The 24,828-nt window shown below is 67.1% G+C and carries 29 protein-coding genes, 4 tRNA genes and 2 pseudogenes; 11 read left to right on the forward strand and 24 right to left on the reverse strand.

Annotated features, from left to right (window positions below; genetic code table 11):
• A pseudogene (locus A5740_RS21075) lies at positions 1–335 on the forward strand (hypothetical protein); the annotation flags it as partial.
• A gap of 115 nt (positions 336–450) precedes the next feature.
• On the opposite strand, the gene A5740_RS21080 reads toward A5740_RS21075, so the two are convergent.
• The 3 genes from A5740_RS21080 to A5740_RS21090 form a co-directional block, all read right to left on the reverse strand.
• Positions 451–2,598, reverse strand: coding sequence for a 3-hydroxyacyl-CoA dehydrogenase NAD-binding domain-containing protein (locus A5740_RS21080; protein WP_076197262.1), 2,148 nt, complete (start codon positions 2,596–2,598; stop codon positions 451–453).
• Between the two features lie 9 nt (positions 2,599–2,607).
• Positions 2,608–3,819 carry an acetyl-CoA C-acetyltransferase gene (locus A5740_RS21085; protein ID WP_076197264.1) on the reverse strand — a complete coding sequence of 404 codons (1,212 nt, stop codon included), beginning with the start codon at positions 3,817–3,819 and terminating at the stop codon, positions 2,608–2,610.
• Between the two features lie 340 nt (positions 3,820–4,159).
• Positions 4,160–5,266: an alkene reductase gene (locus A5740_RS21090; RefSeq protein WP_076197266.1), complete on the reverse strand. Its 1,107-nt coding sequence runs from the start codon at positions 5,264–5,266 to the stop codon at positions 4,160–4,162.
• Positions 5,267–5,321: 55 nt separating this feature from the next.
• On the opposite strand from A5740_RS21090, the gene A5740_RS21095 reads away from it, so the two are divergent.
• Positions 5,322–6,485 carry a pyridoxal phosphate-dependent aminotransferase gene (locus A5740_RS21095; protein ID WP_076197268.1) on the forward strand — a complete coding sequence of 388 codons (1,164 nt, stop codon included), beginning with the start codon at positions 5,322–5,324 and terminating at the stop codon, positions 6,483–6,485.
• A gap of 13 nt (positions 6,486–6,498) precedes the next feature.
• Here the strand turns inward: A5740_RS21095 and A5740_RS21100 are convergent, their stop codons facing one another.
• The 11 genes and pseudogenes from A5740_RS21100 to A5740_RS21150 form a co-directional block, all read right to left on the reverse strand.
• Positions 6,499–6,861, reverse strand: a complete 363-nt coding sequence (locus A5740_RS21100) for a WhiB family transcriptional regulator (protein ID WP_371454783.1) — start codon at positions 6,859–6,861, stop codon at positions 6,499–6,501.
• 172 nt (positions 6,862–7,033) lie between these two features.
• The gene (locus tag A5740_RS21105; RefSeq protein ID WP_076197270.1) at positions 7,034–7,951 is read right to left on the reverse strand and encodes a TIGR03564 family F420-dependent LLM class oxidoreductase; all 918 of its coding nucleotides are present in this window, start codon (positions 7,949–7,951) and stop codon (positions 7,034–7,036) included.
• A gap of 39 nt (positions 7,952–7,990) precedes the next feature.
• On the reverse strand, positions 7,991–8,434 hold the full coding sequence (locus A5740_RS21110; RefSeq protein WP_076197272.1) for an SRPBCC family protein: 444 nt from the start codon (positions 8,432–8,434) through the stop codon (positions 7,991–7,993).
• A 41-nt stretch (positions 8,435–8,475) separates the two neighbouring features.
• Positions 8,476–9,357, reverse strand: a complete 882-nt coding sequence (locus A5740_RS21115) for a universal stress protein (protein WP_076197274.1) — start codon at positions 9,355–9,357, stop codon at positions 8,476–8,478.
• Positions 9,350–10,255 carry a universal stress protein gene (locus A5740_RS21120; protein WP_076197276.1) on the reverse strand — a complete coding sequence of 302 codons (906 nt, stop codon included), beginning with the start codon at positions 10,253–10,255 and terminating at the stop codon, positions 9,350–9,352. Before A5740_RS21120 ends, A5740_RS21115 begins: the two co-directional genes overlap by 8 nt.
• A 60-nt stretch (positions 10,256–10,315) precedes the next feature.
• Positions 10,316–11,398, reverse strand: coding sequence for a CaiB/BaiF CoA-transferase family protein (locus A5740_RS21125; RefSeq protein WP_076197278.1), 1,083 nt, complete (start codon positions 11,396–11,398; stop codon positions 10,316–10,318).
• A 22-nt stretch (positions 11,399–11,420) separates the two neighbouring features.
• On the reverse strand, positions 11,421–11,861 hold the full coding sequence (locus A5740_RS21130) for an SRPBCC family protein (protein WP_076197280.1): 441 nt from the start codon (positions 11,859–11,861) through the stop codon (positions 11,421–11,423).
• A 9-nt stretch (positions 11,862–11,870) separates the two neighbouring features.
• Positions 11,871–12,182: pseudogene (locus tag A5740_RS21135) on the reverse strand (NAD(P)/FAD-dependent oxidoreductase); the annotation flags it as partial.
• Positions 12,183–12,236: 54 nt separating this feature from the next.
• Positions 12,237–12,854, reverse strand: a complete 618-nt coding sequence (locus A5740_RS21140) for a TetR/AcrR family transcriptional regulator (RefSeq protein WP_076197353.1) — start codon at positions 12,852–12,854, stop codon at positions 12,237–12,239.
• Between the two features lie 23 nt (positions 12,855–12,877).
• Complete coding sequence (locus A5740_RS21145) at positions 12,878–13,138, reverse strand: hypothetical protein (protein WP_175616316.1); 261 nt, start codon at positions 13,136–13,138, stop codon at positions 12,878–12,880.
• A 47-nt stretch (positions 13,139–13,185) separates the two neighbouring features.
• Positions 13,186–13,728 (reverse strand): YdcF family protein, encoded by a 543-nt coding sequence (locus tag A5740_RS21150; RefSeq protein ID WP_076197355.1) that lies wholly within the window; start codon positions 13,726–13,728, stop codon positions 13,186–13,188.
• Positions 13,729–14,048: 320 nt separating this feature from the next.
• Here A5740_RS21150 and A5740_RS21155 point away from each other — a divergent pair, with 320 nt between their 5' ends.
• From A5740_RS21155 to A5740_RS21170, 4 genes are read left to right on the forward strand one after another with little or no spacing between them, the layout of a single operon-like run.
• The gene (locus A5740_RS21155; RefSeq protein ID WP_175616317.1) at positions 14,049–14,954 is read left to right on the forward strand and encodes a TIGR04222 domain-containing membrane protein; all 906 of its coding nucleotides are present in this window, start codon (positions 14,049–14,051) and stop codon (positions 14,952–14,954) included.
• Positions 14,951–15,814 carry a DUF692 domain-containing protein gene (locus A5740_RS21160; protein WP_076197357.1) on the forward strand — a complete coding sequence of 288 codons (864 nt, stop codon included), beginning with the start codon at positions 14,951–14,953 and terminating at the stop codon, positions 15,812–15,814. Before A5740_RS21155 ends, A5740_RS21160 begins: the two co-directional genes overlap by 4 nt.
• Positions 15,811–15,996, forward strand: a complete 186-nt coding sequence (locus A5740_RS21165; protein ID WP_254849281.1) for a hypothetical protein — start codon at positions 15,811–15,813, stop codon at positions 15,994–15,996. Before A5740_RS21160 ends, A5740_RS21165 begins: the two co-directional genes overlap by 4 nt.
• A gap of 38 nt (positions 15,997–16,034) precedes the next feature.
• Positions 16,035–16,853, forward strand: coding sequence for a L,D-transpeptidase family protein (locus A5740_RS21170; protein WP_076197286.1), 819 nt, complete (start codon positions 16,035–16,037; stop codon positions 16,851–16,853).
• On the opposite strand, the gene A5740_RS21175 is transcribed toward A5740_RS21170, so the two are convergent.
• Positions 16,850–18,400 (reverse strand): DUF4132 domain-containing protein, encoded by a 1,551-nt coding sequence (locus A5740_RS21175; RefSeq protein WP_076197288.1) that lies wholly within the window; start codon positions 18,398–18,400, stop codon positions 16,850–16,852. The genes A5740_RS21170 and A5740_RS21175 overlap by 4 nt on opposite strands.
• Positions 18,401–19,014: 614 nt before the next feature.
• Here A5740_RS21175 and A5740_RS29205 point away from each other — a divergent pair.
• Entirely contained in the window at positions 19,015–19,293 is a 279-nt protein-coding gene (locus A5740_RS29205) for an SseB family protein (protein WP_076197359.1), read from the forward strand.
• A gap of 26 nt (positions 19,294–19,319) precedes the next feature.
• On the opposite strand, the gene A5740_RS21185 is transcribed toward A5740_RS29205, so the two are convergent.
• The gene (locus tag A5740_RS21185) at positions 19,320–19,811 is read right to left on the reverse strand and encodes a hypothetical protein (protein ID WP_076197290.1); all 492 of its coding nucleotides are present in this window, start codon (positions 19,809–19,811) and stop codon (positions 19,320–19,322) included.
• Positions 19,812–19,864: 53 nt separating this feature from the next.
• On the opposite strand from A5740_RS21185, the gene A5740_RS21190 reads away from it, so the two are divergent.
• On the forward strand, positions 19,865–20,212 hold the full coding sequence (locus tag A5740_RS21190) for a DUF2200 domain-containing protein (protein ID WP_076197292.1): 348 nt from the start codon (positions 19,865–19,867) through the stop codon (positions 20,210–20,212).
• 170 nt (positions 20,213–20,382) lie between these two features.
• Here the strand turns inward: A5740_RS21190 and A5740_RS21195 are convergent, their stop codons facing one another.
• The 4 genes from A5740_RS21195 to A5740_RS21210 all read right to left on the reverse strand — a co-directional run bounded on the left by A5740_RS21195 (position 20,383) and on the right by A5740_RS21210 (position 21,189).
• The gene (locus A5740_RS21195; RefSeq protein WP_076197294.1) at positions 20,383–20,715 is read right to left on the reverse strand and encodes a contact-dependent growth inhibition system immunity protein; all 333 of its coding nucleotides are present in this window, start codon (positions 20,713–20,715) and stop codon (positions 20,383–20,385) included.
• Between the two features lie 173 nt (positions 20,716–20,888).
• Positions 20,889–20,962: transfer RNA gene (locus tag A5740_RS21200), tRNA-Phe, on the reverse strand.
• A gap of 41 nt (positions 20,963–21,003) precedes the next feature.
• Positions 21,004–21,080 (reverse strand) — tRNA-Asp (locus A5740_RS21205).
• A 36-nt stretch (positions 21,081–21,116) separates the two neighbouring features.
• Positions 21,117–21,189 (reverse strand) — tRNA-Glu (locus A5740_RS21210).
• A gap of 135 nt (positions 21,190–21,324) precedes the next feature.
• On the opposite strand from A5740_RS21210, the gene A5740_RS21215 reads away from it, so the two are divergent.
• A tRNA-Lys gene (locus A5740_RS21215) sits at positions 21,325–21,400 on the forward strand.
• 34 nt (positions 21,401–21,434) lie between these two features.
• On the opposite strand, the gene A5740_RS21220 is transcribed toward A5740_RS21215, so the two are convergent.
• A complete protein-coding gene (locus A5740_RS21220) occupies positions 21,435–21,800 on the reverse strand; it encodes a group 1 truncated hemoglobin (RefSeq protein ID WP_076197296.1) in 366 nt (121 codons plus the stop codon).
• Between the two features lie 165 nt (positions 21,801–21,965).
• On the opposite strand from A5740_RS21220, the gene A5740_RS21225 reads away from it, so the two are divergent.
• Both A5740_RS21225 and A5740_RS21230 read left to right on the forward strand, forming a co-directional pair.
• Positions 21,966–22,322, forward strand: coding sequence for a DUF732 domain-containing protein (locus A5740_RS21225; RefSeq protein WP_076197298.1), 357 nt, complete (start codon positions 21,966–21,968; stop codon positions 22,320–22,322).
• Positions 22,323–22,459: 137 nt separating this feature from the next.
• Positions 22,460–23,044 carry a TetR/AcrR family transcriptional regulator gene (locus A5740_RS21230; protein WP_076197300.1) on the forward strand — a complete coding sequence of 195 codons (585 nt, stop codon included), beginning with the start codon at positions 22,460–22,462 and terminating at the stop codon, positions 23,042–23,044.
• Between the two features lie 6 nt (positions 23,045–23,050).
• Here the strand turns inward: A5740_RS21230 and A5740_RS21235 are convergent, their stop codons facing one another.
• The 3 genes from A5740_RS21235 to A5740_RS21245 all read right to left on the reverse strand — a co-directional run bounded on the left by A5740_RS21235 (position 23,051) and on the right by A5740_RS21245 (position 24,666).
• Positions 23,051–23,488, reverse strand: coding sequence for a hypothetical protein (locus A5740_RS21235; protein WP_076197302.1), 438 nt, complete (start codon positions 23,486–23,488; stop codon positions 23,051–23,053).
• 154 nt (positions 23,489–23,642) lie between these two features.
• Positions 23,643–24,065, reverse strand: a complete 423-nt coding sequence (locus tag A5740_RS21240; RefSeq protein ID WP_076197304.1) for a hypothetical protein — start codon at positions 24,063–24,065, stop codon at positions 23,643–23,645.
• A 133-nt stretch (positions 24,066–24,198) separates the two neighbouring features.
• Positions 24,199–24,666 carry a hypothetical protein gene (locus tag A5740_RS21245; protein ID WP_076197306.1) on the reverse strand — a complete coding sequence of 156 codons (468 nt, stop codon included), beginning with the start codon at positions 24,664–24,666 and terminating at the stop codon, positions 24,199–24,201.
• Between the last annotated feature and the right edge of the window lie 162 nt (positions 24,667–24,828).

Below are 24,828 nucleotides of genomic sequence, written 5' to 3' on the forward strand. Positions count from 1 at the left end.
CGGCCCCCCCCCCCCCCCGCCCTCCCGGGCGCCCCCGGGGCCCCCGGGGGGGGCCCCCCAAACCCCCCCACCTGCCGCCCCCACCCCGGCCCGGCGGGGGGGCCCCGGGGATCGGCTGGCAATGGGTGACGGTCGAGGGCACCGCCGAGATCATCGGGCCCGACGATCCCGATCCCGACACCGACGCCGAGGCGTTACGGCTGCTGTTACGCGCCGTCTTCGAGGCGGCCGGAGGTACCCACGACGACTGGGACACCTACGACCGCGTCATGCGCGAAGAACGCCGTGCCGCGGTGCTGATCACCCCCACGCGGGTGTATTCGAACCCCGGCTGACGTCGAGATGCGTACAGGGTCGTGAAATCTCGAAATCAACAGCCCTGAGCGCAATCTCGATGTCCAAGCACGCAAAAGCCCCCGACTTGCGCCGGGGGCTTTTGACGTTTGGTGCTTAAGACTCCAGCGAGGCCGGCGGCAGGAAGCGGTCGCCATAGCGGGCGGCCAGTTCCTTGGCGCGGGCCACGAAGGCCTCCTTGCCGACGCCGAGCTCACCCTGGTAACCGACGATGAACTGGGCCGAACCACCGGTGTACGGCGGGAAGCCGATACCCATGATCGAGCCGATGTTCGCGTCAGCGGTCGAGGTGAGCACACCCTCGTCGATGCACTTCTGGGTCTCCAGCGCCTCGGCGAACAGCATGCGGTCGATCATGTCCTGCAGCGGGATCGACGAGCTTCCGGAGTTGAAGGTCTCCTTCAGACCCGGCCACAGCTGCGTCCGCTTGCCGTCGACGTACTCGTAGAAGCCGGCACCCTTCAGACGCGACGGGCGACCGATCTCGATCATCTTCTCCACCACGGCCTCGGCCGGGTGCGGCACGTGGGTGCCGCCGGCAGCTTCGATGCCTTCCTTGGTGGCGACGGCGATCTTGTGCATGAGCTCCAGGTTGAGCTCATCGCTCAGCTGCAGCGGCGCCGCCGGGTAACCGGCCTGCGAGCCGGCCTGCTCGATCGACGCGGGCTCCACGCCCTCGCCCAGCATGGCCAGCGCCTCGTTGACGAAGGTGCCGATCACGCGGCTGGTGAAGAAGCCACGGCTGTCGTTGACCACGATCGGGGTCTTCTTGATGGCCAGGGTGTAGTCGAACACCCGGGCCAGCGCCTCGTCAGAGGTCTTCTCGCCCTTGATGATCTCCACCAGCGGCATCTTGTCGACCGGTGAGAAGAAGTGGATACCGATGAAGTCCTCCTGGCGCTTCACGCCGGTCGCCAGACCGGTGATCGGCAGCGTGGAGGTGTTCGAGCCGAGCAGCGCGTTGGGCTCGACGATGTCCTCGATCTCCTGGAACACCTTGTGCTTGAGTTCCTGGTTCTCGAACACCGCCTCGATCACGAAGTCGACGCCCTTGAGATCCTGCGGATCGGCGGTCGGGGTGATCTTAGAAAGCAGCGCCGCGGACTTCTCCTCGGTGGTCTTGCCACGCTTGAGCGCCTTGGCCTCCAGGCCCTCCGAGTACGCCTTGCCCTTCTGGGCGGCCTCGATGCTGACGTCCTTGAGCACGACGTCATAGCCGGCCTTGGCCGACACGTAAGCGATACCGGCGCCCATCATGCCCGCGCCCAGCACACCGATCTTCTTGATCTCCTGCTTGGCGATACCCTCGGGACGCGAAGCGCCGCCGTTGATGGCCTGCAGGTCCAGGAAGAACGCCTGAATCATGTTCTTGGCGGTCTGGCCGGTGACCAGCGAGACGAAGTAACGGCTCTCGATGCGGCTCGCGGTGTCGAAGTCGACCTGCGCACCCTCGACGGCGGCGTCGAGGATGGCCCGCGGTGCCGGCATCGGGGCGCCCTTGAGCTGCTTCTTCAGCAGCGCCGGGAAGGACGGCAGGATCGCGGCGAGCGCCGGGGTGGACGGGGTGCCACCGGGGATCTTGTAGCCCTTGACGTCCCACGGCTGGGTGTGGGCCTCGGGATTGGCCTTGATCCAAGCCTTGGCGGCGGGGACCAACTCGTCGACGGAACCGACCAACTCGTCAACCAGGCCGGTGTCTTTGGCCTTGGCCGGGCTGAAGCGGGTGCCCTGCGAGAGGACCTCCATGAAGGCCTTCTGGATACCGAACATGCGCACGGTGCGGGCCACGCCGCCACCGCCGGGCAGCAGGCCCAGGGTGACCTCGGGCAGGCCGATCTGGCTGCCCTTGACGTCAGCGGCGATGCGGTGGTTGGTGGCCAGCGCGATCTCCAGGCCGCCGCCGAGCGCGGCGCCGTTGATGGCGGCCACGACGGGCTTGGGCAGCGTCTCCAGCTTGCGCAGGTCGGCCTTGATGGTCTCGACCATCTCGAACGCCTCGGCGGCGTCGTCCGGGCCGATGTTCATCATGCCCTTGAGGTCACCACCGGCGAAGAAGGTCTTCTTCGCGCTGGTGATCACCACACCGGTGATCGAATCCTGCTCGGCTACAAGCTTTTCCACGGCATTGTGCATGGATTCCTTGTAGTGCTCGTTCATCACGTTGGCCGAACCGGTCGGGTCGTCCAGCGTCAGGGTGACGATGCCGTCGGCATCCTTGTCCCACTGAATGGTGTTCTCTGCCATGACTTTTCCTTAGACCCTCTCGATGATGGTGGCCACACCCATGCCGCCGCCGATGCACAGCGTGACCAGGGCACGCTTGGCGCCGCGACGCTCGAGCTCGTCGACCATGGTTCCGGTGATCATGGCGCCGGTGGCGCCCAGCGGGTGGCCCATCGCGATCGCGCCACCGTTGACGTTGAGCTTCTCGTCGGGGATGTTGAGGTCCTTCTGGAACTTCAGCACCACGGAGGCAAACGCCTCGTTCAGCTCGAACAGGTCGATGTCATCGACGGTCAGGCCGGCCCGGTCCAGCACCTTCTTGGTGGCCGGGGTGGGGCCGGTGAGCATGATGACCGGGTCGGCGCCGCTGGTGGCGGTGGCCACGATGCGGGCGCGCGGGGTCAGGCCCTGCGAAGCGCCTGCACTCTCGCTACCGATCAGCAGCAGGCCGGCACCGTCGACGATGCCCGAGCTGTTGCCACCGGTGTGGACGTGGTTGATCTTCTCGACGTAGTGGTACTTCTGCAGCGCCACGTCGTCGAAGCCGCCCATCGCGCCGATGCCGTCGAACGCGGTCTTCAGCTTGCCCAGGCTCTCCACGGTGGAGCCGGGACGCATGTGCTCGTCATGGTCGAGGACCACGAGGCCGTTCTGGTCCTTGACCGGGACGACCGACTTGGCGAAGTAGCCGCCGGACCAGGCTGCCGCGGCGCGCTCCTGCGACCGCGCCGCGTAAGCGTCGACGTCCTCGCGGGAGAAGCCCTCGATGGTGGCGATCAGGTCGGCGCCGATGCCCTGCGGGACGAAGCCGATGCGGTAGTTGGTCTCCGGGTCAGAGGCCCAGGCACCACCGTCGGAGCCCATCGGAACGCGGCTCATCGACTCGACACCACCGGCCAGCACCAGGTCGTCCCAGCCGGAACGGACCTTCTGGGCGGCCAGGTTGACGGCCTCCAGGCCCGAGGCGCAGAAGCGGTTGAGCTGGAAACCACCGGTGGTCTCGGGCAGCTTGGCCACCAGACCGGCGGTACGGGCGATGTCGCCGCCCTGATCGCCGACCGGCGAGACGACACCGAGGATGACGTCGCTGATCAGCGTCTCGTCCAGGTCGGGGTAGCGGCTGCGGATCTCTTCGATCAGGCCGACGACCAGGTTGACGGGCTTGATCTCGTTGAGTGCGCCGCCGCGCTGCTTGCCACGCGGCGTGCGGATCGCCTCGTAGATGAAGGCTTCTTCGGACATGTCTGCTCCCCTGCCGTATCGGCGTTCAGGTTCAGGTTGGGTTGTGGAACCGTCCAGCGAATGTGGGCAGTCCTCTGATCGGCAGCGTATCAGCCTCGCCCAACCCGTTGGTTGGGCCTGTGCTCAGCATCTCCCTGAACCGCGGTTGACCGACCCGGCCTCGCCGCCGGTTTCGACGCCAAGGCTGCGCATCGCGTGGCACAGCGACCGTGACGTAGAAAACGGGGGTGAGGCGCCGCCACACCAGGCCACACCCAAACGCCGTTTTCGACATGGGGGCTGTGCATCGCGCGCCGCAGCGACCCTGACGTAGAAAACGGCGCGGCACCGGGCGCACACGTCAGGCAGAGCGGGGCTCCTCGACCTCGGCCAGCGTCGGGTAGTCGGTGTAGCCGACCGGCCCCGGTGCATAGAACGTCGTCGGCTCGGGCTCATTGAGTTCGGCACCCAACACCAACCGGTCGATCAGGTCGGGATTCGCCAAGAACGCCCGCCCCACCGCGGCCGCGCTGATCGCACCCCACTCGGCGTAACTCTCCAGCTGGCAGAAATCCGTGCCGTTGGCGCGCCCGGTGTTGAGCACGAACGTTCCCGGCCACAGCGCGCGGATGACACCGAAATCGTGCGCCGCCGGGTCGATGACGACGTGCAGATATGCCAAGCCCAACGGCGCGATGCGCTCCAGCACGGCCTCGTAGGTGCCGATCGTGTCGTTCTCCCGCATTCCTCCCGCGGTGTTCCCCGGCGAGATCCGCACACCGACCCGGCCCGCGCCGATCTCGTCGACGACGGCCTCGACCACCTCGGCGGTCAACCGGGCCCGGTTCTGCGGCGAACCGCCGTAGGCGTCGGTGCGCTGGTTGACCACATCGGAGGCGAACTGATGCAGCAGATAGCCGTTGGCGCCGTGGATCTCCACACCATCCATGCCCGCGTCGATCGCGCGCCGTGCGGCGGCGCGGAACTGCTCGACGATGCCCGGGATCTCGGCGATGTCGAGGGCACGTGGCGTCGGCAGCGGCTGCTTACCCGTGGGCGTGTGGGTGAGTACGTCCGCGGCGATCGCCGACGGCGCGACCGGTTCGAAGCCACTGATCTCGGGGTGCGCCAAGCGGCCGACGTGCCAGAGCTGGACGAACATCTTGCCGCCCGCGGCATGCACCGACGCTGCGATCTCCGCCCAGCCGTGCTGGTGACGGTCGGTGTAGAGGCCCGGGGTGTTCATGTACGCGCCGTTGGCGGTCTCGGCGACGGCGGTGGCCTCGCTGATGATCAGGCCCGCGCCGGCCCGCTGCGAGTAGTACTGCGCGGCCAGCGGTGAGGGCGCGCCGTCGGCGTCGGCACGGGAACGCGTCAGTGGTGCCATGAACAGACGGTTGGTGGCGGCGGTGTCACCCACCTGGATCGGCTGCAGCAGTGCGGCGTCGGCGCTCAGTTTGTGGGTCACGCCGCTCTAAAGCGCCACCGGCATGCCGATCATTCCCGCACTACCCTTTGGCACCATGACTGTCAGAGGGCTGCAGCCGTACGAAGTGACGATCTTCGCGGAGATGTCTGCACTGGCCACCGCACTGGGCGCGGTCAATCTGGGCCAGGGCTTCCCCGACCAGGACGGCCCAGCCGACATGCTCAAAATCGCCATCGACTCGATCTCCGGCGGCCACAACCAATACCCGCCCGGGCTCGGTATCCCGGAGTTGCGCGCCGCGATCGCCGCACAGCGCAAACGCCACTACGGCATCGACTACGACGCCGACACCGAGGTGCTGGTGACCGTCGGCGCCACCGAGGCCATCGCCGCCTCGGTCCTGGGCCTGGTCGAGCCAGGGTCGGAGGTCCTGGTGATCGAGCCGTTCTACGACTCCTACTCGCCCGTGATCGCGATGGCCGGCTGCGTCCGCCGGGTGGTTCCCATGGTCGCCGACGGTGCCGGGTTCGGGATTGACGTCGAAGGACTGCGCACGGCGGTGACGCCGCAGACGAAAGCCCTCATCCTCAACTCACCGCACAACCCGACCGGTGCGGTGGCCTCCGACACCGAGCTGCGCACCATCGCGGCGCTGGCGATCGAGCACGATCTGCTGGTGATCACCGACGAGGTGTACGAGCACCTGGTCTTCGGGGTCCAGCATCGCCCACTGGCCGGCTATCCGGGCATGGCAGGCCGGACCGTGACCATTTCCAGCGCGGCCAAGATGTTCAACGTCACGGGTTGGAAGATCGGCTGGGCGTGCGGGCCTGCCGACCTGATCGCCGGCGTCCGCGCCGCCAAGCAATACCTGAGCTATGTGGGCGGCGGACCGTTCCAGCCCGCGGTGGCCCACGCCCTGGATCACGAGGACGGCTGGGTGGCCGATCTGCGCGAATCGTTCCGGACCAAGCGGGACCGGCTGGGCAACGCGCTCGCCGATATCGGGTTCGAGGTACACGACAGCCGCGGCACGTACTTCCTGTGCGCCGACCCGCGACCGTTGGGCTATTCCGACGGCACGCAGTTCTGCGCCGAGCTTCCGCACAAAGCGGGGGTGGCGGCGATACCGATGTCAGCTTTCTGCGAAGCCCCTGCCGATGCCTGGAAACACTTGGTGCGCTTTGCATTCTGCAAGCGCGACGACACGTTGGAAGAGGCGATCCGACGGCTCGGGGTCTTGCGGCCCCGCCGGTGATCCGGCCCGATCGTCAGGAACCGAACCTGCTGCACAGTGTGACGGCACGCTCCCTGGCCGTCATCGCCCCCCAGATGCCGTAGGGCTCCGGTGCCGTCAGAGCATGTTCCCGGCACCGCTTCAGCACCGGGCATTGCAGGCAGATCGCCTTCGCCGCCTCCTCCTGGCGGCGAAGCTTGCGACCCCGCACCTCGTCGGGGAAGAACACCTCGGCCGGATGGTCGCGGCAGCTGCCGTCCAGCTGCCAACTCCATTCGTCGAGAGCCGGTGGCGGCAGGTTGCGCGGGGACCGGTAGACCGGGATTGCCGGGCGGCCGGATACTTCCTGTGGCGCAACGGGTTCCGGCGGCCGGGGGTCGAAAAGCGTGCGAGACAACGGCGATCACCCTTTGGACGGAATTGACGTGTGGCCTGTCATGCTGCCAGTCCCGTCGGCCGCCCCGCCCTGTCATCATGTAAGGAATCCACCGCAGATGGCGACACATTGTCGCCCGATTCCGGCCCACGACCGGAGCGCAGATGGTATGGCCGCCGATTCCCGCTATCGGCTATCGGAGGGCGGCGGCCACCTCCCACAGCGCGGCCAGATCGTCCGCCTCGGTCCGGATCGGGCTGAGCGCCACCTCGGTGGCGCCGGCGTCGAGGTAACGCTGCAACTGGGCGCGTACCTGCGTCGCCGACCCGACCGCCGCCAGCTCCGCAACATGGGAAACCTGTTCTCGGGCAATGACTTTCCGATATGACGGGATGGTCTCGTAGAACTCCAACTTCTGCGCTGCAGCGTCGCGGGCGGCGTCGGCGTCATCGTCGATCAGGGCGGGCACCATGGCCACGACGCGGGGTTGCGGCCGCACCGCCGCGGTGGCCGCGGCGGTGATCGTCGGGACGATGAACTCGCCGATCGTGCGCGGTCCGGCGAGATACGGCAGCGTTCCGTCGGCCAGTTCCCCGGTCACCGCGAGCGCTTTGGGCCCCATCGCGGCGACGTACACCGGCACCGGCGCACCACCGGGCACGTGCACGGGCCACTCGGGGTCCGCGCTGAACTCGCTGCCGTGGAAGCTGACCGCGCGATCGTGGAAGATCGAACGCAGCACCTGCAGATGTTCACGCAGCCGGCCCACCGGATCGGGCCACACCGTGCCGAAGGCGCGCTGCTCGGGGGCGTGTGACCCCAGGCCGATGCCCAATGTGAAGTTCCCGTGGGCGGCGGCCTGTGCAGTCTGCGCTGCCGACGCCACCACCAGTGGGTGACGTGGATTGAGCGGCACCACCGAGGTACCGACGGCGAGGTCGGGCACCGCGGTCCCGATCAGCGCGGCCAGGGTGATGGCGTCGACGTCGAACTGCTGGGCCAGCCACAGCCGGCGAACCCCGGCCGCATACGCGGCGCGGGCCTGTGAGATCGCGTCATCCACAACGTTCGAGGCGGATGGGTTCAGGGCAAGGACGACTCCGGTCGGCATACCGGCACCAACGGTCCGCGGACGTGCGGCCATTCCGTTTCACGCACGGTGAGCATTACCCGTGACCTGCCGCCGCAGCCGCTCGATGGCCACGTCGAGCACCAGGTTCTTGCCCCGGCGGACCAGGAAGTCCGGGATGGGCATCGCCAGGTCGACGATGATGTCGAACCGCACCCGGGTGCGGTCCATCTCGGGAGTCAGGTTGTACTCGACGTGTTGGCCGCGCTGCTGCAGATTCGCCTCGGCGTCCCAGACCATCCAGTGCTCACCCCAGTGGTATTCGAGGATCTCCTTGTCGGTGACACCGAGCAGCCGCACCGTGGTCTTGACGTGATGGGGGCGACCATGCGGATACCGATCGAGCACATCGACCCGTCGATGCACCGGCGACCAGGCCGGCAACGCCTCGACGTCGGCGAGCACCGCCATGATCGCCTCCGGTGAGGCATCGAACACGGCCTCCCGCGAGGCCCGCACTGCCATACGACCGAATGTAGTGGCCAGGTCCCGAACCGGACGGGATTTCAGCTACGCGCGACGATCACCGGAACGGCGGAGGAATGGACGACGGCAGAGCTGACCGACCCCAGCAACATCCCGGTGAATCCGCCTCGGCCCCGGCTGCCGACCACCACCAGTTGCGCCGACTCGGCCTGCGTCAGCAGTTGACGGGCGGGCCGGTCGGGCATGACCACCCGTCGCACGACGACGTCGGGGTACCGCTCGCCCCACCCGGCGAGCTGTTCGGCCAGCGCCCGCTCGGCACGCGGCGTCAGATCGTCCCACTTGATGTCGGGGAACTCGAAGTTCACATCGGTCCAGGTATGCACCACGACGAGCTCTACCTTGCGCCGCGACGCCTCGTCGAACGCGATCTCGGTGGCCAGCTCGGACGCCGGCGATCCGTCGACCCCGACCACCACCGGCGCGGTGGCCGCCGGCGCATCCTCCGGGATCACCGCTACCGGCCCATGGGCGTGCTGGGCCAGGCTGGAACTCACCGACCCGAGAAGCCGACGCCCCCATTTGCTCAGCCCGCGGGAACCGACGACCACCAGATCGGCCCGCCGCGAATATTCGATCAAGGTGGCGACCGCGTGCCCGGGCACTGCCTTGTCGACGATCCGCAGCGGGTGCGCCCCCGACGTCGCGGTAGTGGCTTCGACGGCGATCCGGCGGGCGGCGTCGAGAACGTCCCGTGCCTGGTCGTCCTGGTACTGCAGATACTCCTCGGGCAGGGCGACATCGAGCCAGACCGGCGACATCGCCCCGGGCAGTGCATGCATCAGCGTGAGCTCGACACCGCGAAGCTGGGCATCGCGCGCGGCCCAGGCCACCGCTGCATCCGACGACGGCGACCCGTCGACGCCGACGACGATTCCGTGCCGGACGTCATGGTCACTCATGCGAATCTCCTTGTGTCAGTGCGCGGCAGATCAGCACCGGAACCGGGCTGTGGTGCAACAGGTTCAGGCTCGTCGACCCCAGCAGAACACCGGCCAGCGCGTTGCGGCCGCGGGAGCCGACCACCACCAGTCCGGATTCGGTGACGTGCTTGAGCAGCGCCTTGCCGGGTGAATCGGGCTCGACGAAACATTTGGCCGCGACCGCGGGGTGCCGTTTGTTGTGCACATCGACCGCCTCCGTCAGCGCGGTCAGTTCAGCGGATTCCACACCGTCCCAGTCGATCAGCAGCGGGATGCTGACCCCGGTCTCGGCCGGCGCGGCCAACGACAGCGACCGCACCGCATTCAGCGGCAAGCCGAACCGGTCGGCGAATTCGAACGCCATCGCCAACGCCGCCTGCGCGGCGGGGCTGTCATCGACCCCGACGACGACGGGACCGTCGCCCGGCGCCACCTGATCGCCACGGAAGGCCACCACCGGGCACGCGGCCCGGGTGGCCACCGACAGCGCCGTCGAACCGAGCAGCAGCGCCGCGGCCGGGGTCACCGTCTTACCGCCGAGAACGATCAGGCGTGCCTGCCGACTGGCCTCGATCAACACCTGATCGGCAGGTTCGTTGAACGAGACCGCGGTCACTTCCAGCTCGGGGCGTTCGGCGTGAACGGCCTGTTCGGCAGCCTTGAGGAACGCCTGCGCCATGTCCTGCTGATACGACACCATCGCGGCGGTCAGGGCGGCTGCGGTCTGGGTGAGGTTGCGGCCCAGAGAGGGCAGCGCGTGCACGATGCGCAGCGGCGCGCCGAACCGTTCGGCGAGCGCGCCCGCCCACCGGGCCGCGGCGAGCGCGCCGTCACTGCCGTCGATTCCAACCACAACCGGAGTGTCCGAGGAAGTCACACCTTCATCGTGGCCGCTGCGCGCCGCGATGGCCAGGGACCAAAGACTCTCGGTGCCGATCTAGGCCCAGCCGATGTCGTCGATGCTGGTGCTCGTCTGCGGTGGCTGACCGGGTGTGCCGGTTGCTGTCCGCGAGAACCGCGGGGCCGGCGCGGCCTGGGCCACACCGTCGACCGACACCAGCGTCGAGCGGGCCAGCAGATGCTCGCTCTCGGCAGCCTCACCCCAGGTGAGCACAGGCGTCACGCAGGCATCGGTACCGGCGAAGATCTCCGTCCACTCCTGGCGGGTCTTGGTGGCAAACCGCTCGGTGAAGATGTCGCGCAGCTCGTCATACCGGGCCAACTCGAACTGCCCGGGGATCGCGGCGGCGTCCAATCCGAGCCCGGCGACCAGCTGCGCGAAGAACTGCGGTTCGATCGCACCGACCGCCATGTAGCCGCCGTCGGAGGTCTCATAGGTGCGGTAATACGGGGCGCCGCCGTCGAGCAGGAACGACTCGCGCTCGTCGCGCAACACACCGGTGGCCCGCATGGTCCACATCATCTGCGACAGCATGCTGACCCCGTCGACCATGGCCGCGTCGATCACCTGCCCCACACCCGAGCGTTCCCGCTCATACAGGGCGGTGGCGATGCCGATGACGACGAGCATCGAACCGCCGCCGAAATCGGCGACCAGGTTCAGCGGCGCCACCGGCGGGCGGTCGCGGTATCCGATCGCCGACAGCGCCCCGGTCTGCGACAGGTAGTTGATGTCATGGCCGGCCGTGGTGGCCAACGGACCGTCCTGACCCCAGCCGGTGATGCGGGCGAAGATCAACCGCGGGTTGACCGCCTCGCACTCGGCCGGACCGATGCCCAGCCGTTCGCAGGTGCCGGGCCGGAAACAGTCAAGCAGCACATCGGCTTTGGCGACCAGCTCCAGCAACTTGCCCGGCTCGGCCTTGACGTCCAGGTCGACGATCCGCTTGCCCCGGTGCAGGAGGTCGACGTTCTCGGCCGGCATCGTCAGGCCGCCCGGGCGACGCACACGGACCACGTCGGCGCCCAGGTCCGACAACATCATCGCGGCGTGCGGCCCGGGGCCGATGCCACCGAGTTCGATCACGCGCACTCCGGCCAGGGGTCCCGTCTTCGTCATGGGAGGCACCCTAACCGGCGGGCTAACCCTTCTTGACCTTGAGCACCTGCTTGCGCAAGCCTTCGGTGGCGGTCTCCACGCCACCCTTCATGGTTCGCTTCAGAATGAAGCCGGGCAGCGGCACCGACAGGTCGATCGAGATGTCGAACCGGACCTTGGTCTTGGCTCCGTCGGGAGTCAAGGTGTAGCTGGCGTCCTGAGCCTTGAGCTGGCCGGCGCTCACCAACGTCCAGCTGACCTTGTTTTCGCCCCAGGTGTATTCGATCACCTGTTCATCGGTCAGCCCGGCGGCCTTCACCGTCATCTTCACGCGCTTGGGCCGGCCGTCGTCGTAGGTCTCGAGGATCTCGGCGCGCTGGTACTGCGGCGACCAGCTGGGCGTGGCCTCGACGTCGGCGACGACGTCGAGGACCTCCTGCGGCGTCGCCTCGATCACTACTTCACGGGAATCACTGGTTGCCATACCGGGAGATTACTCGGCCAGCACGGCCCTGGCGGCGTTATAACCCGGGATGAAGGTGATGCCCGGGCCACCGTGGCACCCAGCGCTGGTCAGGTACAGCCCGCCGATCGGAATCGGCTGGCCGACATAGTCTTTGGGCCCTGGCCGGCTGGGCCCCATCTGCTCGGGATGGACCAGGCCGTGGCAGTAGTCACCGCCGGGCGCACCGAACATGGTGCCCATGTGCCGCGGGGTGAACGTGGTGTGCCGGATGATCCGGCGCTCGAAATCCGGTGCCACCCGCGCGATCTTCTCGATGACACGCCGGCAAATCTCGGCCTTCGCCAATGTCATTCTGCTGCCGCTGTTTACGATCATCGACGGGATGCGGCGCGGTCAGGTGAGCGGCGTCAGCATCGCAGTGCAGGCCAGCACGGCGTCCTCGGTGATCTCTCCGATCTGCCCACCGCTCTCCACGGTGATCGCCGTGAGCTCCCGCAATCCACCCAGCATCATGATGGTGCGCCGGCGCGAGATCTCCACCCCGGCCGAGCGGAACGCCTCGGTGCTCGTCATCGCCTGCACCAAGGCGATGAACTTCTCCATCGACTCGCGTTGCAGCGCCCGCGCGGCAGCCCCCAGAGTCGGCAGATCACGGATCCAGGCCACCATCAGTTCAGGGTGGGCCTGGTAGGAGCCGATCCACGCCTCGACCGCCTGGCGCACCTGCGCCTGCCACGACGCCTGCTGGTCGACCGCGCCGCCGATCTCACGCACATGCTTGGCGTTGACACTGGTCAACAGGGCCACAAAGCAGTCCTCACGGCTGGCGAACTGCTCATAGAAGGTGCGCCGAGAAGTCTTCGCCCGTCGCACGATATCGGCCACCGTGGTGTTCTGGTAGCCGACCTCGATGATCGATTCGATCAGGGCGTTGAGCAGGCGTGATCGGAATTCACTCTTGTCGGTCGCAGCGCCCTTCTCGGGCACAGCAGCGGTGGTGGAACTGTTCATCTCGGCCTGCATCGTAATGCCGGTCAGCGCCGCACAGTGGGGCTGTGTCCGAAGCTCGAGCGCGCTTCGGAATTGGCACTGGGCGGATGGTTCTGCCGAAAACTCAGGCATACACCCAGGCCTCCGCCGACGCACGGCACACCGTTGACCGTGGGTACCGGCCCACCGGAACGATTACCGGTCGGATCGAACGGCTCCGGTTGGGCGGTGGCCACCGGGGCCAGGGCGACGGCCGCGGCGCAGCACCCGGCGAGCAATCGGGAGAGCCGATTTGCCTTACGCATCGTCGTCACACTTTCGTCCAAACAACATCCAGCGTAGTCGCCGACACTCAACCGATCGGCGTCAACGGACTCAACACATCGCGGACGAACTGGGCGATGTTCACCGATGGGTTGCCGTCCGGGAAGCTCACCGTGGCCAGCACGTTGCCGCCCGCATCGGCGAAGTTCTGATCGGCGCGACCCTGATGGGTCGAGGACGTCACCACGATGATGCCCGTGGCACCGGCCTTCTTCGCCAACGGAACCGAGAACTGTGCGTTCTGAACCGTGCTGTTGGCCCGGTCCTCGACGATGATCCGGTTGGCCGGAAAGCCGAGCATGAGAAGGAGATTGCGCATCTGAGCGGCCTCGCTCCGGCCGTTCTGCGGGTTGCCGCCGGTGACGATGACCGGGGCCTGCGGGAACGCCTGGGCGATCGCCAGGCCGGTGAGCACGCGGTGATACAAAATCGCACGCATCGAACCGTCGGGCTTGAGCCCGTAGCCGAGGATGACGATCGCAGGCTTGGTGAAGTCCTTTCCGGCCACCGGCGGGGCGGCCTGGGCGATCGCCGGGGTCACCCCACCACACGCCACCGTCAGCGCCAGCATGGTGGCCGCCAACGCTCGGCGCACAGCTTCACCCCCAACAAATTGCGACACGCGTGATTATCGATGCTTCTGAGGGCGATGTTACAGATAAGGTCCACGAGGCGCAGTGTGTCTACTGTGACATCGCGCTGTTCCGGGCCTCGTACTGCGCGACTTCCTCATGCAACCGCCATGGCAGCCTCACCGACTTCTGTCTTCCGCCGTGCACGCTGGCTGATCCAGCCGGGCCGACAACCACCCGACCCGTCTGAAACTTGTGACCGGTAACCGGCACAGCCGCGGCACGGTGATCTGGACCGAACACCAGGGAGGTGACTGTGATGTCGATCGAGAAGCTCATCGATTGGTACGCGTCGGCGATGTCCGATGCGGGATACGGCTATCTGGCCGGGTTGGCCGCGGCAATGATCTTCGCGGTGATCTGGCGGATCGTGATGACGCCGCGCAAGCCTGCGGTGACCGAACCGCTGAACCCGACCGAGCTGGCCTTCCTACGCTCGAACATCGCCCCGGTGGTCACCGCCCTGGCCGGCCTGCGCGCCAGTGGCCGGATCACCGGAAACCGGCGGGTGGACCCGGCGGTGAAGTCCCAGGAGGCCGATCCGTTCGCCGAGCGGGTGCTGGCCCGGGCTGCCACCGATCCGGAGCACACGGTGCCGGGCCTGTTCGCCGACTCCGAAAACGACCTGGCTGCCCTGGAACAGCACCTGAGCGACCGCGGTCTGGTGCGGAGCTCTGCCGAACGAGCCCGCATGCGATGGGGCACAGCACCTTTGATCGCCGTCCTGGCAGTCGGCGTGGGCTACGCCATCTACCTGGGACCCTCGCTGTCCGAGCAACCTCGCCTGGCGGTGACGTTCGCCGCGGTGGTGGTCACCACCGTGTTGTGCGCGACGCTCGTGCTTCCGCACCTGCTCGAGGTGAATCGGTTGACCCGTGCGGGTCGTAAGCTGCTGGCCGCCAGGCAGCTTGAGCTGCGTTACCTCGATCCGGCAAAGCGCCCCGCGTTCGAGACCTACGGTCCGGTCGGGGTGGCGTTGTCCGCCGCCCTGTTCGGCACCGGCGCGCTGTGGGCGATCGACGGTGACTACTCGAGCTCTGTGGAACTTGCCGGCGGCGATTCCGGCGGCGGCGACGGCGGTGGCTGCGGGGCCTCTTGCGGCGGCGACGGCGGCGGTGGTGGTGGTTGCGGAGGATGCGGCGGTTGTGGTGGGTGCGGCGGATGACCACGGACCGCGCCGTGCCCGCACTGGGCGACCTGGGCCTGGGCTGGCGCCGCGAGATCGCCGGCGTGATCGCCGATTTGACGCCCGGGTTCTGTGAGGTGATCGCCGAATCGGTGCCGGTGCGGCGCGGCCGGGCCCGACCGGAGCCGATGCTCACGGACCTGGCGGCCGCCGGCGTCCCGGTGATCCCGCATGGGGTGGCGCTGTCGTTGGGTGGCGTGGAGGCGCTGCAACCGGCCCGGGTCCGCCGGTTGGCGGCGTGCGCACAGGCGCTGGGGTCGCCACTGGTCAGCGAGCACGTCGCGTTCGTCCGCGCCGGCGGCATCGAGGCGGGCCACCTGCTGCCGGTCCCCCGCACCCACGAAGCGCTGGATGTGTTGGCGCGCAACATCCAATGTGTCACCGACCAGCTGCCGGTGCCGTTGGCGGTGGAGAACATTGCCTCGTTCGTGGAGTGGCCGGAATCGGATCTCAGCGAGTCGGAGTTCCTCACCGAACTGGTCGAACGCACCGGGGCGCTCCTGGTGCTCGATGTGGCGAATGTCTATGCCAATGCCCGCAATCGGGGTCTGGACCCGCAACGGGAACTGGCCCGGCTACCGATCGAGCGGGTGGCCTACAGCCACGTCGCGGGCGGACGCGACGGCGAGGATTTCTACCACGACACCCACACCAACCGGACACCTGCCGAAGTGCTCGAGCTGGTCACCGCATTACGTGAGCGGGTGGATACGCCGTTCATGCTGGAGCGTGACGGCCGCTACCCACCGGCCGCAGAACTGTTCGACGAGCTGGATGCGATCGCCGCGGCCGCGGGGACCGCACCGATCACGACCTGGGCACGGAAGGCATGGACATGACCGACTCCTTGGCTCAGCGACAGGAGGCCCTTGTGCGGGCGTTGGTGGCCGGCGGCCCGGTGCCGTCGGGCTTCGATCCGGTCGCGGTGGCCGCGGCCGGCGAGGTGTGCCGGCACAAACGTGACGCACATGCCGGCGTCGAGACACGACGGACCCGCTGGTGGCGGTGGGTAGGGCGGTGAAACACCGAGCGGTCCGACCAGCGTGACACGATGGTGAGATGAGCGACGGGACGACGGGAAGACTTTTCGGCGCATTGCGGGCAGCCGCAGCGGCTTCGATGGTGGGCTGTGCGTTGGTACTGGGCGCCGGTGCCGCACAGGCAGATCCGGCACCGTTCGAGCCACCGAGGCTCGTGCCCGCAGACGGCTCGACCGTCGGCGTTGCCCAACCCGTCATCATCAACTTCCCGGGCCCCGTCGACGATGCCGGCGCCACCGAAAACGCCATCCACATCTCGTCGGTCCCGGAGGTTCCCGGCAAGTTCTACTGGATCACCCCGACGCAACTGCGCTGGCGTCCGCTGAGCTTCTGGCCGGCACACACCGCCGTCACCGTCGATGCCGCCGGCACGGTGTCCAACTTCACCGTCGGCGACGCACTGGTGGCCACGGCCAACGACACCACCCACCAACTGACCGTCACCCGCAACGGGACCGTGGAAAAAACCATCCCGATGTCGATGGGCAAGGCATCCGGCGGCCACCAAACTCCGAACGGCACGTTTTACGTGCAAGAAAAACTGCCGTCGGTGGTGATGGATTCGTCCACCTACGGTGTCCCGGTCAACTCGCCGAACGGATACAAGCTGACGGTCGATCTGGCCGTCCGGTTCGACGACAGCGGCGACTTCGTGCACAGCGCGCCGTGGTCTGTCGCCGATCAAGGCAAACGCAATGTCAGCCACGGCTGCATCAACATCAGCCCCGCCAACGCGAAGTGGTTCTTTGACACCGTCAAGCCCGGCGATCCGATCATCGTGCAGAACTCGACCGGCACCTACACCCGGTACGACGGCTCCAACGACTGGCAGATCTAGGTTTCGAGAAGCGCCACGACGGTTCCGACGATCGTCGTCAACAATCGGTCCGCGGCCGGTTGCCACAGCCCGTGGCGCTTCTTCGGTGTGACCTCGACCGGGTCACCGTCCCTGGTGACGCGGCCCGTGGCCAGGCTGATCCTGAATCCGTTGACCCCCAGGTGCCTTTGGCCGATCTCGACCGGCTCGGCCGAGCCGAGTTCGGCCAGGATGTGCTCGAGAACCACTCGTCGCGTGGCGAGTACCCCCGCCGGTGACTGAGTCGAGGCGCCGCCGTCGTGCGCGACCGTGGAGGCGCTGAGGATCAGATCCGCCGAGCGCATGATCTCGCACACCGCGACCACGTCGTCGCATCCCTCGGCAGCAAGTGTCACCGAGCCGTCGGCGGCCATTCCCACGGCGCCCACCCGCAGGCCTACCGCACTGCATGTCTCCACGCCCGAGCCCGGGTACACCGGGGCGTTGAACCACATCTCCGCACCCACCATCCCGACCCGTCGGGCGATGGTCTCGTGGCCTTCGCTGGTCCATCCCTCCGCCCGGTACAGCCCGCTCAGTTGCCGCACGTTCAGAATCGCGTGCACCGCGACCAACCGGTCGGCGTCAACACCGGTGTAGTGCTCGCGGAACGCTTGCACGAAAGGCTGCACCAGTCGCAGGCTTCGGACGCGAAGCCGCCACGCGCTCCGTTCGGCGGGAGCCGCCGCGGCGGGGTGCCAGAGCCGGATCCTGGAGGTGGCCGGGACGGTCACCGGGCGGCCCTCCGCGTCCGCGAAGTCGCCCGGTGCGCCGAGGAACGCCGGCCCGTCGACGATCCGCCAGACCAGGCCGGCACTGATCGGAGCGACCGGCGCGGCGAAGGCCGCCTCGACCCAGGTCTGATACGGCCACGACGCGCCCACGAGCCATCCCGCCTCCAACGCCTTGGTCCACGTGGTCAATTGGGCCTTTGTGGGCGCGGTTTCGAGAGGTAGGCGTAAGGCGACGTCCGGGCGCCCGCCGATCGCCCGGCGAGCCTCCTTCGTGTACCGGGCGAACTTCTTCTTGAGCCCGGCGTGCCGTACGTCGCGCGTGGTGTCGGCGAGACCCGCCACACTCTCGGGGGTCGGCGCGGCCATGATGGCCCGCGCCAACGCGAAAGCCGCCGCCTGGGACGGCGCTGATTTGGCTGCCGCCTGGGGTGCGATGGCGGCTCGTCCGAGTAATCGGGGGATGGGCTCGGCCCAGTCGGCGTCCAGACTGAGCGCGACGAGCGCAGCTCGCTCGATCACCCGTGCGTCGGCCGCGGTGAACGCCTTGTCGGCGACGAACGGCTCGGTCCCCTCATGGATGGCCGCCAGTCGCGAGTCCGCGAGGGTGAGGATGCGCTGCGCGAATTCACGGTATTCAGGGTCCTTGCCGAGCTGCTCGGTCAGCGCGCGCAGGACATCGTGGTCCTCCCCGACGAACACCCACCGATCCCGCAACATCCCCAGTGCGTTGGCCGCACGCAATCCGAGACGAACTTCGGCATGGGCTTCCAGTTCCTCGAGGAACCCGTCGGTCATGGTGGAGAGCGTACGACGATGCAGCGACGGAGAACCGCGCTAAAAAGTGACCAAGGTGCGGTTCCGTCAAGGCTCGAGAAAGAATCGGCGTGCGGTCCCACGAGCCGGTTGCGGTGGTATACACAGCTGTGCGAGTGCCTGATGCCATTGCCACGCTTCCCGCTACGCCGGGAATCACCTACCGCGGCATGAGCGGTCCGCCGCCGCGGGAGTCTTTTACGGTGACGGCGGTTCTTCCCACGTCGGCTGATCCACGGATCGCCACCGAGAACTTCACGGCAGACCGGGTCGCGGCGATCGTCACCGTCACGGGTCGGTTCGTCGGGCCGCTCTCACGCCACCCTGAAGAGCGTGAGGTTGCCATCCTGCCGGGCACGCTGCTGACACCCGTCGGCACCGTGACCGTTGCAGGGCTCACCAAACCTGTTGTGCTGCTTGCCGAACCCGGGCATGCACCGGGATTACCCCCTGACCGAGACGAGTTGGAGCGAGTGGTGCGCGAGCAGGTCACCCATGCTCTTGCCGGCCCGCCGGCGCCTGTCCGCTCCCCTGGTCGCTTCACACCATCGTCAGGCGCGACCGTTCCGCCCGCCGACGACGCTGATGTTTGGCGGCTGAAAGTGTTCTACTCCACGCCCTTTGGGGACACGAAGGACGGCCGGCAGAAACTGTTCCTGCTGGAACGAGATGGCGTGCGGTATGTACCGGTTTTTCGGACCTTTGACTCGATGAAGGCCTTCTATGAGCGGATGAACCGGGCCGCGTACATGGTCCTCGAAGGTGACGTGAAGACCGTGATGGACACCAACCGCTCGATCGAACTCATGAGAAGTGCGGGGATCGTCATCGATCCTTTCGGTGAGCATCCGGTGGAGATTCCCCCTACCGCGTGAGTTCGCCGTACTCGACGCCGGTCGCATCAGTCGATGAGGCTGATGAGTGCCGGATCGGCGAATAGCGCTGTCGGGATGCCGAGAACCTGCTTGGGGCGTACCCGCAGCACGATCAGCGCACCGGCCGTGCGGACCGAGATGATGTTGCTGCGGTCGATGACCAGGGTGGTCGCAGGGGTGTCGATACGGATTCGGGTTTCATCGCCGCCGGCGGCCCACCGCGATCCAGTGCGCAGGACGCGCCGATTCGGGATGTAGGCGCACACCAGACTGACAGTGAGAGCGAACGCCGCGTACACCACGGCCACCCCCGCGAATATCACGAACCCGACCAGCCACCCGCTGCCGTTGACGACGTACACGCCTGCGGCGATCGCGGCGACCACCGTGGTGAATGTCAGCAGCCGTTTCCACATCGCGGGTTGCCGCAGGATTGAAAGTGTTGCCCGGCGGGCGTCGCCGGCCTGAGCGGTCCACTCGGTGGTGGCCTTGGGGATCTGATCCACGCTGCCGGTCACGAACGAAGTCTGGCACGGCGGGCAGAAAGGTCACCACGCCGTAGCCTCGACGCATGGAGCACCGGATCTTCGGCACCGCCGTGGCGGCGGTGTACCCGCACTACCTGGCGAAGATGCAGCGCAAGGGCCGCACCCAGGCCGAACTCGACGAGGCCATCTGCTGGTTGACCGGGTTCGACGAGATGACGCTGAGGGGCCACCTCGACGACGAGACGACATTCGCGGAGTTCTTCGCCGACGCCTCGCTGAACCCGAACGCCTCGCTGATCACCGGTGTCGTGTGCGGGGTCAAGGTACAGGAGGTCGAGGATCCGCTGATGCGCAACATCCGCTACCTCGACAAGCTCGTCGACGAGCTGGCGCGCGGCAAGCCGATGAACAAGGTGCTGCGCACGGTGTAGCCCCGGCGGGTAGCCACGCCGCCGATCATCGCCGCGCCGGCCGCCAGAACAGCAGCTGCCCCGGCATGTAAGCCACGTCATCCTCCACAGCAAATCACTGCGGCACTTCGTCGAGACCGCTCGCGGCGAGCGTCTTCGTCATAGCCGTGACCAACAGTTCGGTGTCGAGATCAACGCAAGGACGCGTTGCCGTTGCCGAGCTCGGCGGCGTACTGGCGCAACCGGTCTGCGATCTGGGCTAGCCACTCCTTGTAGGTCAGCGGCTCGGGGCCGTAGTAGACGCCGACAGTGTTCACGAGAAACTCTTCGAGGTGCGGCTCCGAGCGGGCTGCGCACAGGCCGTCGATCTCCTGGGCCAACGCCAGTAAGGACTCTGCGCTCGGGTGATCGGTCGCGTAGCCGCCGACAATTCCTTCCCAGTCGTCGGCTTCCAGATCCCAGTCCTGGTGAAAGTACGCCGCAAAGAACTGGTACAAGGCCGTAGAAATCGAACCGTCGTTCACGGTGTCGGGAATCCAGAGGTCGTCGAAGGTTTGGCCGACGTGACACGAGATGTGTCACCTCGTAGACCGCCGCGGAGAATAGGAAGCCGATGTGTCACATGTGTCAGATTCGGGCTCCTGAGCAACGTCCCCAGATAGCAGAAAAACCCACCGTCGCCGGTGGGTTCTCTCAGTGGCCAGGGCCGGGATCGAACCGGCGACCTTCCGCTTTTCAGGCGGACGCTCGTACCAACTGAGCTACCTGGCCGGAAGGCACCGGCTCTTGCAAACCGAACTGCCTCGCCGTGATGGCGACCCTGACGGGACTCGAACCCGCGACCTCCGCCGTGACAGGGCGGCGCGCTAACCAACTGCGCCACAGGGCCTTACTTTTCCTGCATGCTCCACGTTTCCGTGTTGCGTACCCCCAACGGGATTCGAACCCGTGCTACCGCCGTGAAAGGGCGGCGTCCTAGGCCACTAGACGATGGGGGCCTAATCCGAATCTCTCCGGGGCACTCGTCAACCTCGTTCGTTGGGAGCTTCGATAGCTTAGGGTACAGATGCCCAAATCCTCAAACCGTGTGGTCGCAACACCAATTTGCGTCATCTTGTACCCTGTCTTCTCGCGCCCCTATAGCTCAGTTGGTAGAGCTACGGACTTTTAATCCGCAGGTCGTAGGTTCGAGCCCTACTGGGGGCACCAGACACCCGCCGCAAGGCGGGTTCACGGTCGCCGTTCACGCGCTCCGCGCGGTGGCAATCTCGTCGGCCAGCGGCGCGATCGCAGCGATGATCTGCCCGGCGAGCGCCTCCGGCACTCCGGCATCGGCCAGGCTGTCACCGAGATGACCGGCCACCAGGTTGAAGTGGTGCATGGTGATCCCGCGGCCCTGATGGACCTGACGCATCGGCGCCCCGCTGTAGGCCACCGGTCCGCCCAACGCGTCGGCGAAGAACTCCACCTGCTTGCCCTTGAGCCGGGCCATGTTGGTGCCGCTGAAGAACCCGGCCAGTTGGTCGTCGGCCAGCACCCGCCGGTAAAAATCGTCGACGACGGTCTCGAGTGCCTCGGCGCCGCCGATCTGGTCATAAATGGTCGTCATGGCGACAGCCTGGGCGGAAACCGTTGCCACCCAATTTCACACGGGTAGCAGCTCGGCTACGGCGACCTCACAGGTGTGGGCTTGGGCCACATGGGCGAGCGCGCTCGGGCCGGCCCGTTTATCGTTGAGCGCGAGGTCGGCCGTTTTCGATGAAGGAGTCACCGCATGTCCTCCGGGCGCCTGAGCATTCGCGTCACAGCCACGGCGATCTGCGCTGCCGCGTTGGCCGTAGGCGCCGCTGTGGGGGTCGCACCGGCGCACGCCACCGCTCAAGACGACCAGTTCTTCACGATCGTCAAGGATCTGGGCGTCCCCACCAACTCGGCCGAGGAGGCCGGCACGGTCGGACGTGGCGTCTGTGATGCGGTCGAGAAGGGCAAGATCGAGCCGGCCCGCACGGTGCGGGGCATCATCAACCAGCTTCGTAATAAAGCCGGCATCGACAAGGGTCAGGCCACCCACGTGGTGTGGGGCGCGGTCAAGGTCTACTGCCCGCAGTACTCCTCGCTCGTCGGACGCTGAGGCACCGACGGAGCCCTGTTTCCCGGCACCCAGAGCGGCCGGAGCGCCCGCGGATCTGCTGGTCACCGAGCCTGGCTCAGAAGTATCTTGTGTCGCAGGTGTGACAACCTCAGTTGCCCCGGACGCTAGGAGTAGATGTGCCCTCCGGTCAACGACGCGGCCGATGGTCGGGCGTTCCTCTGCCGGAACGTGCGGCCCGTCGCCGCGACGAGCTGATCACCGCGGGCGTCACGTTGCTGGGCAGATCCGACGGACCGGCCTTGACGGTACGGGCCGTGTGCCGGGCTGCCGCACTCACCGAACGGTACTTCTACGAGAGCTTCGCCGACCGTGACACTTTCGTCCGGGCGGTTTATGACGACGTCTGCGCCCGGGCGATGTCCGCATTGACGACCGCCGTCACGCCGCGCGAGGCGGTCGAGCAGTTCGTCTCCCTCATGGTCGACGACCCCATGCGGGGCCGGGTATTGCTCCTGGCCCCGGAATCCGAGCCGGTGTTGACGCGGTCCGGCGCCGAGTGGATGCCCAACTTCATCGGGCTGTTGCAGCGGAAGCTGACCCGGATCGCCGACCCGGTCCGTCAGGCCATGGTCGCCACGAGTCTGATCGGTGCGCTCACCGCGCTGTTCACCGCTTACCTCGACGACCGCTTGCCGGCCAGCCGGGAACAGTTCATCGACTATTGCGTCGACATGCTCGTCGGCCGGGTCGGCAGTTTCTGATCCGCGCTACTCGTCGGGCGTACTGGCCTCGACGATCGGCTGTTGCGCGGCGGCGGCCTCGTCTTCGGCAGCCTTGGCCTCCCGGCCTGCCTCGCTGGCGATCGACGCCCCGGGATGGGTCTCGGTGGCATGGTCTCCATCGCAATTGAGCGCCACCTGGGTCACGTCCTCGCGGTACTCGAAGTAGGTGTCGGAGGTCTGCGGCACGAGCGGTCGGACAGTCCACGCGTGGGTGACAATGCATTCATCGCGCGGTAACCGGCTGCCCACCGTGACCGCGACGTGCACGGAGCCACCGCCGCCCTCGATCGCGCTGACCGCATCGCTGTATGTCTGACCGACCACGGCCGGGGACGCACCGGCGGTCCCAGCGCCGGTCATCGCAAGCGCGATTCCCGCCGCCGACGTGGCAAAAACACTTCCGAACCCAATCGCGATCTTCATCTGACCCGACCTTCCCGTCCGGTGATCTCTCCCGGAGTGGGGCGGCAGCGCTTTCGGTAGTGCCTTGAGTCGCCCCACGACCCATGACCCATGCCATGAGCTACGGGGAGCTAGTTGAATTCTAGCCGCGGGGCCGGTTCACAGACCGTGACTTCTACTCGTCGGGCGTGCTGGCTTCGGCGAGTTCTTCTTGCTCGGCGGCAGCCTCGTCGGCGGCTTTCTTGGCCTCGCGGCCGGCCGGGCTGGCCACTGACGCGCCGGAGTGGGTCGACGACGCGTACCCGCCCTCGCAATTGAGGGAGAGCATCACCTCACCGTCCGCGTGGGTGTACTCGTCGCCGGCATCGCGCACAAACGGGGCGTCCCAGGCATGGGTGACCACACAATCGTCCTGCGACAGCTTGCTGCCGACGGTCACCGCGACCTTGGCCGTACCGCCGTCGTCCTCGATCGTCGCGGCGGCGTCTCCGTATTTGTCACCCACCACATCAGGGGCGGCAGACGCCCCACCCGCACCGAAAAGTCCCGCGGCAGCGAAAGCGACCACTCCGACCCCAGAAACGACGAGATTCCTCATCAGCGCCCGACTCCTCACGCTCATCACCGACTGCAACGTCAGTGCGCGAGGTTACCGAGAGACCAATGAAATGCTATGGCGCAGAAAGGAATTGCGCGTGAACGCTATGTGGCGGCAAGGCGAACGGGTACGGCTACTCGTCGGGCGTGCTGGCCTCGGCAAGCCCTTCCTGCTCGGCGAGCTGGGCCTGCTGCTCGGCGTACGCCTGCTTCGCAGCCTCCAGATCATCAGCGGCCTTGGCCTCACGACCTGCCGGGCTGGCAATCGAGGCGCCCGAGTGGTTGGCGGTGGCGTGGGCACCGTCGCAGTTCAGCGCGACCATGACCTCGCCGTCGGCATGGCCGAACTCGCCGCCACCGTCGCGCACGAACGGAGCGTCCCACGCATTGGTGACGATGCAGTCGCCCTGAGAAAGCTTGCTGCCCACGGTCACGGCAACCTTGGCGCTCGCGCCGCTGTCCTCGATCGCGGCCGAGGCGTCCGAGTAGGTTTGCCCCACCACGTCGGGCGCAGCGGCCGCGAGGCCCGACCCGAAAAGAAGGGATACCGCCGCACCGGTGGCGACGGCAGCTCCGGTGCCGACGACGATGAGCTTCTTCACGTGTGCCCAACCTCCGAGTGTGGGTAACCAACGCCTGTGACTGCGGATCGTACCGTCGCAAACCGCGCGCCGCAGCGCTCGTATGACACACGCGGAGTAACTTGAATGTCACCGGGTTACACAGATATATTGACTGCAACCAACAGGTACAGATAACTGAGC

It is taken from the genome of Mycobacterium sp. GA-1841 (genome assembly GCF_001954135.1).
Lineage (GTDB): Bacteria > Actinomycetota > Actinomycetes > Mycobacteriales > Mycobacteriaceae > Mycobacterium.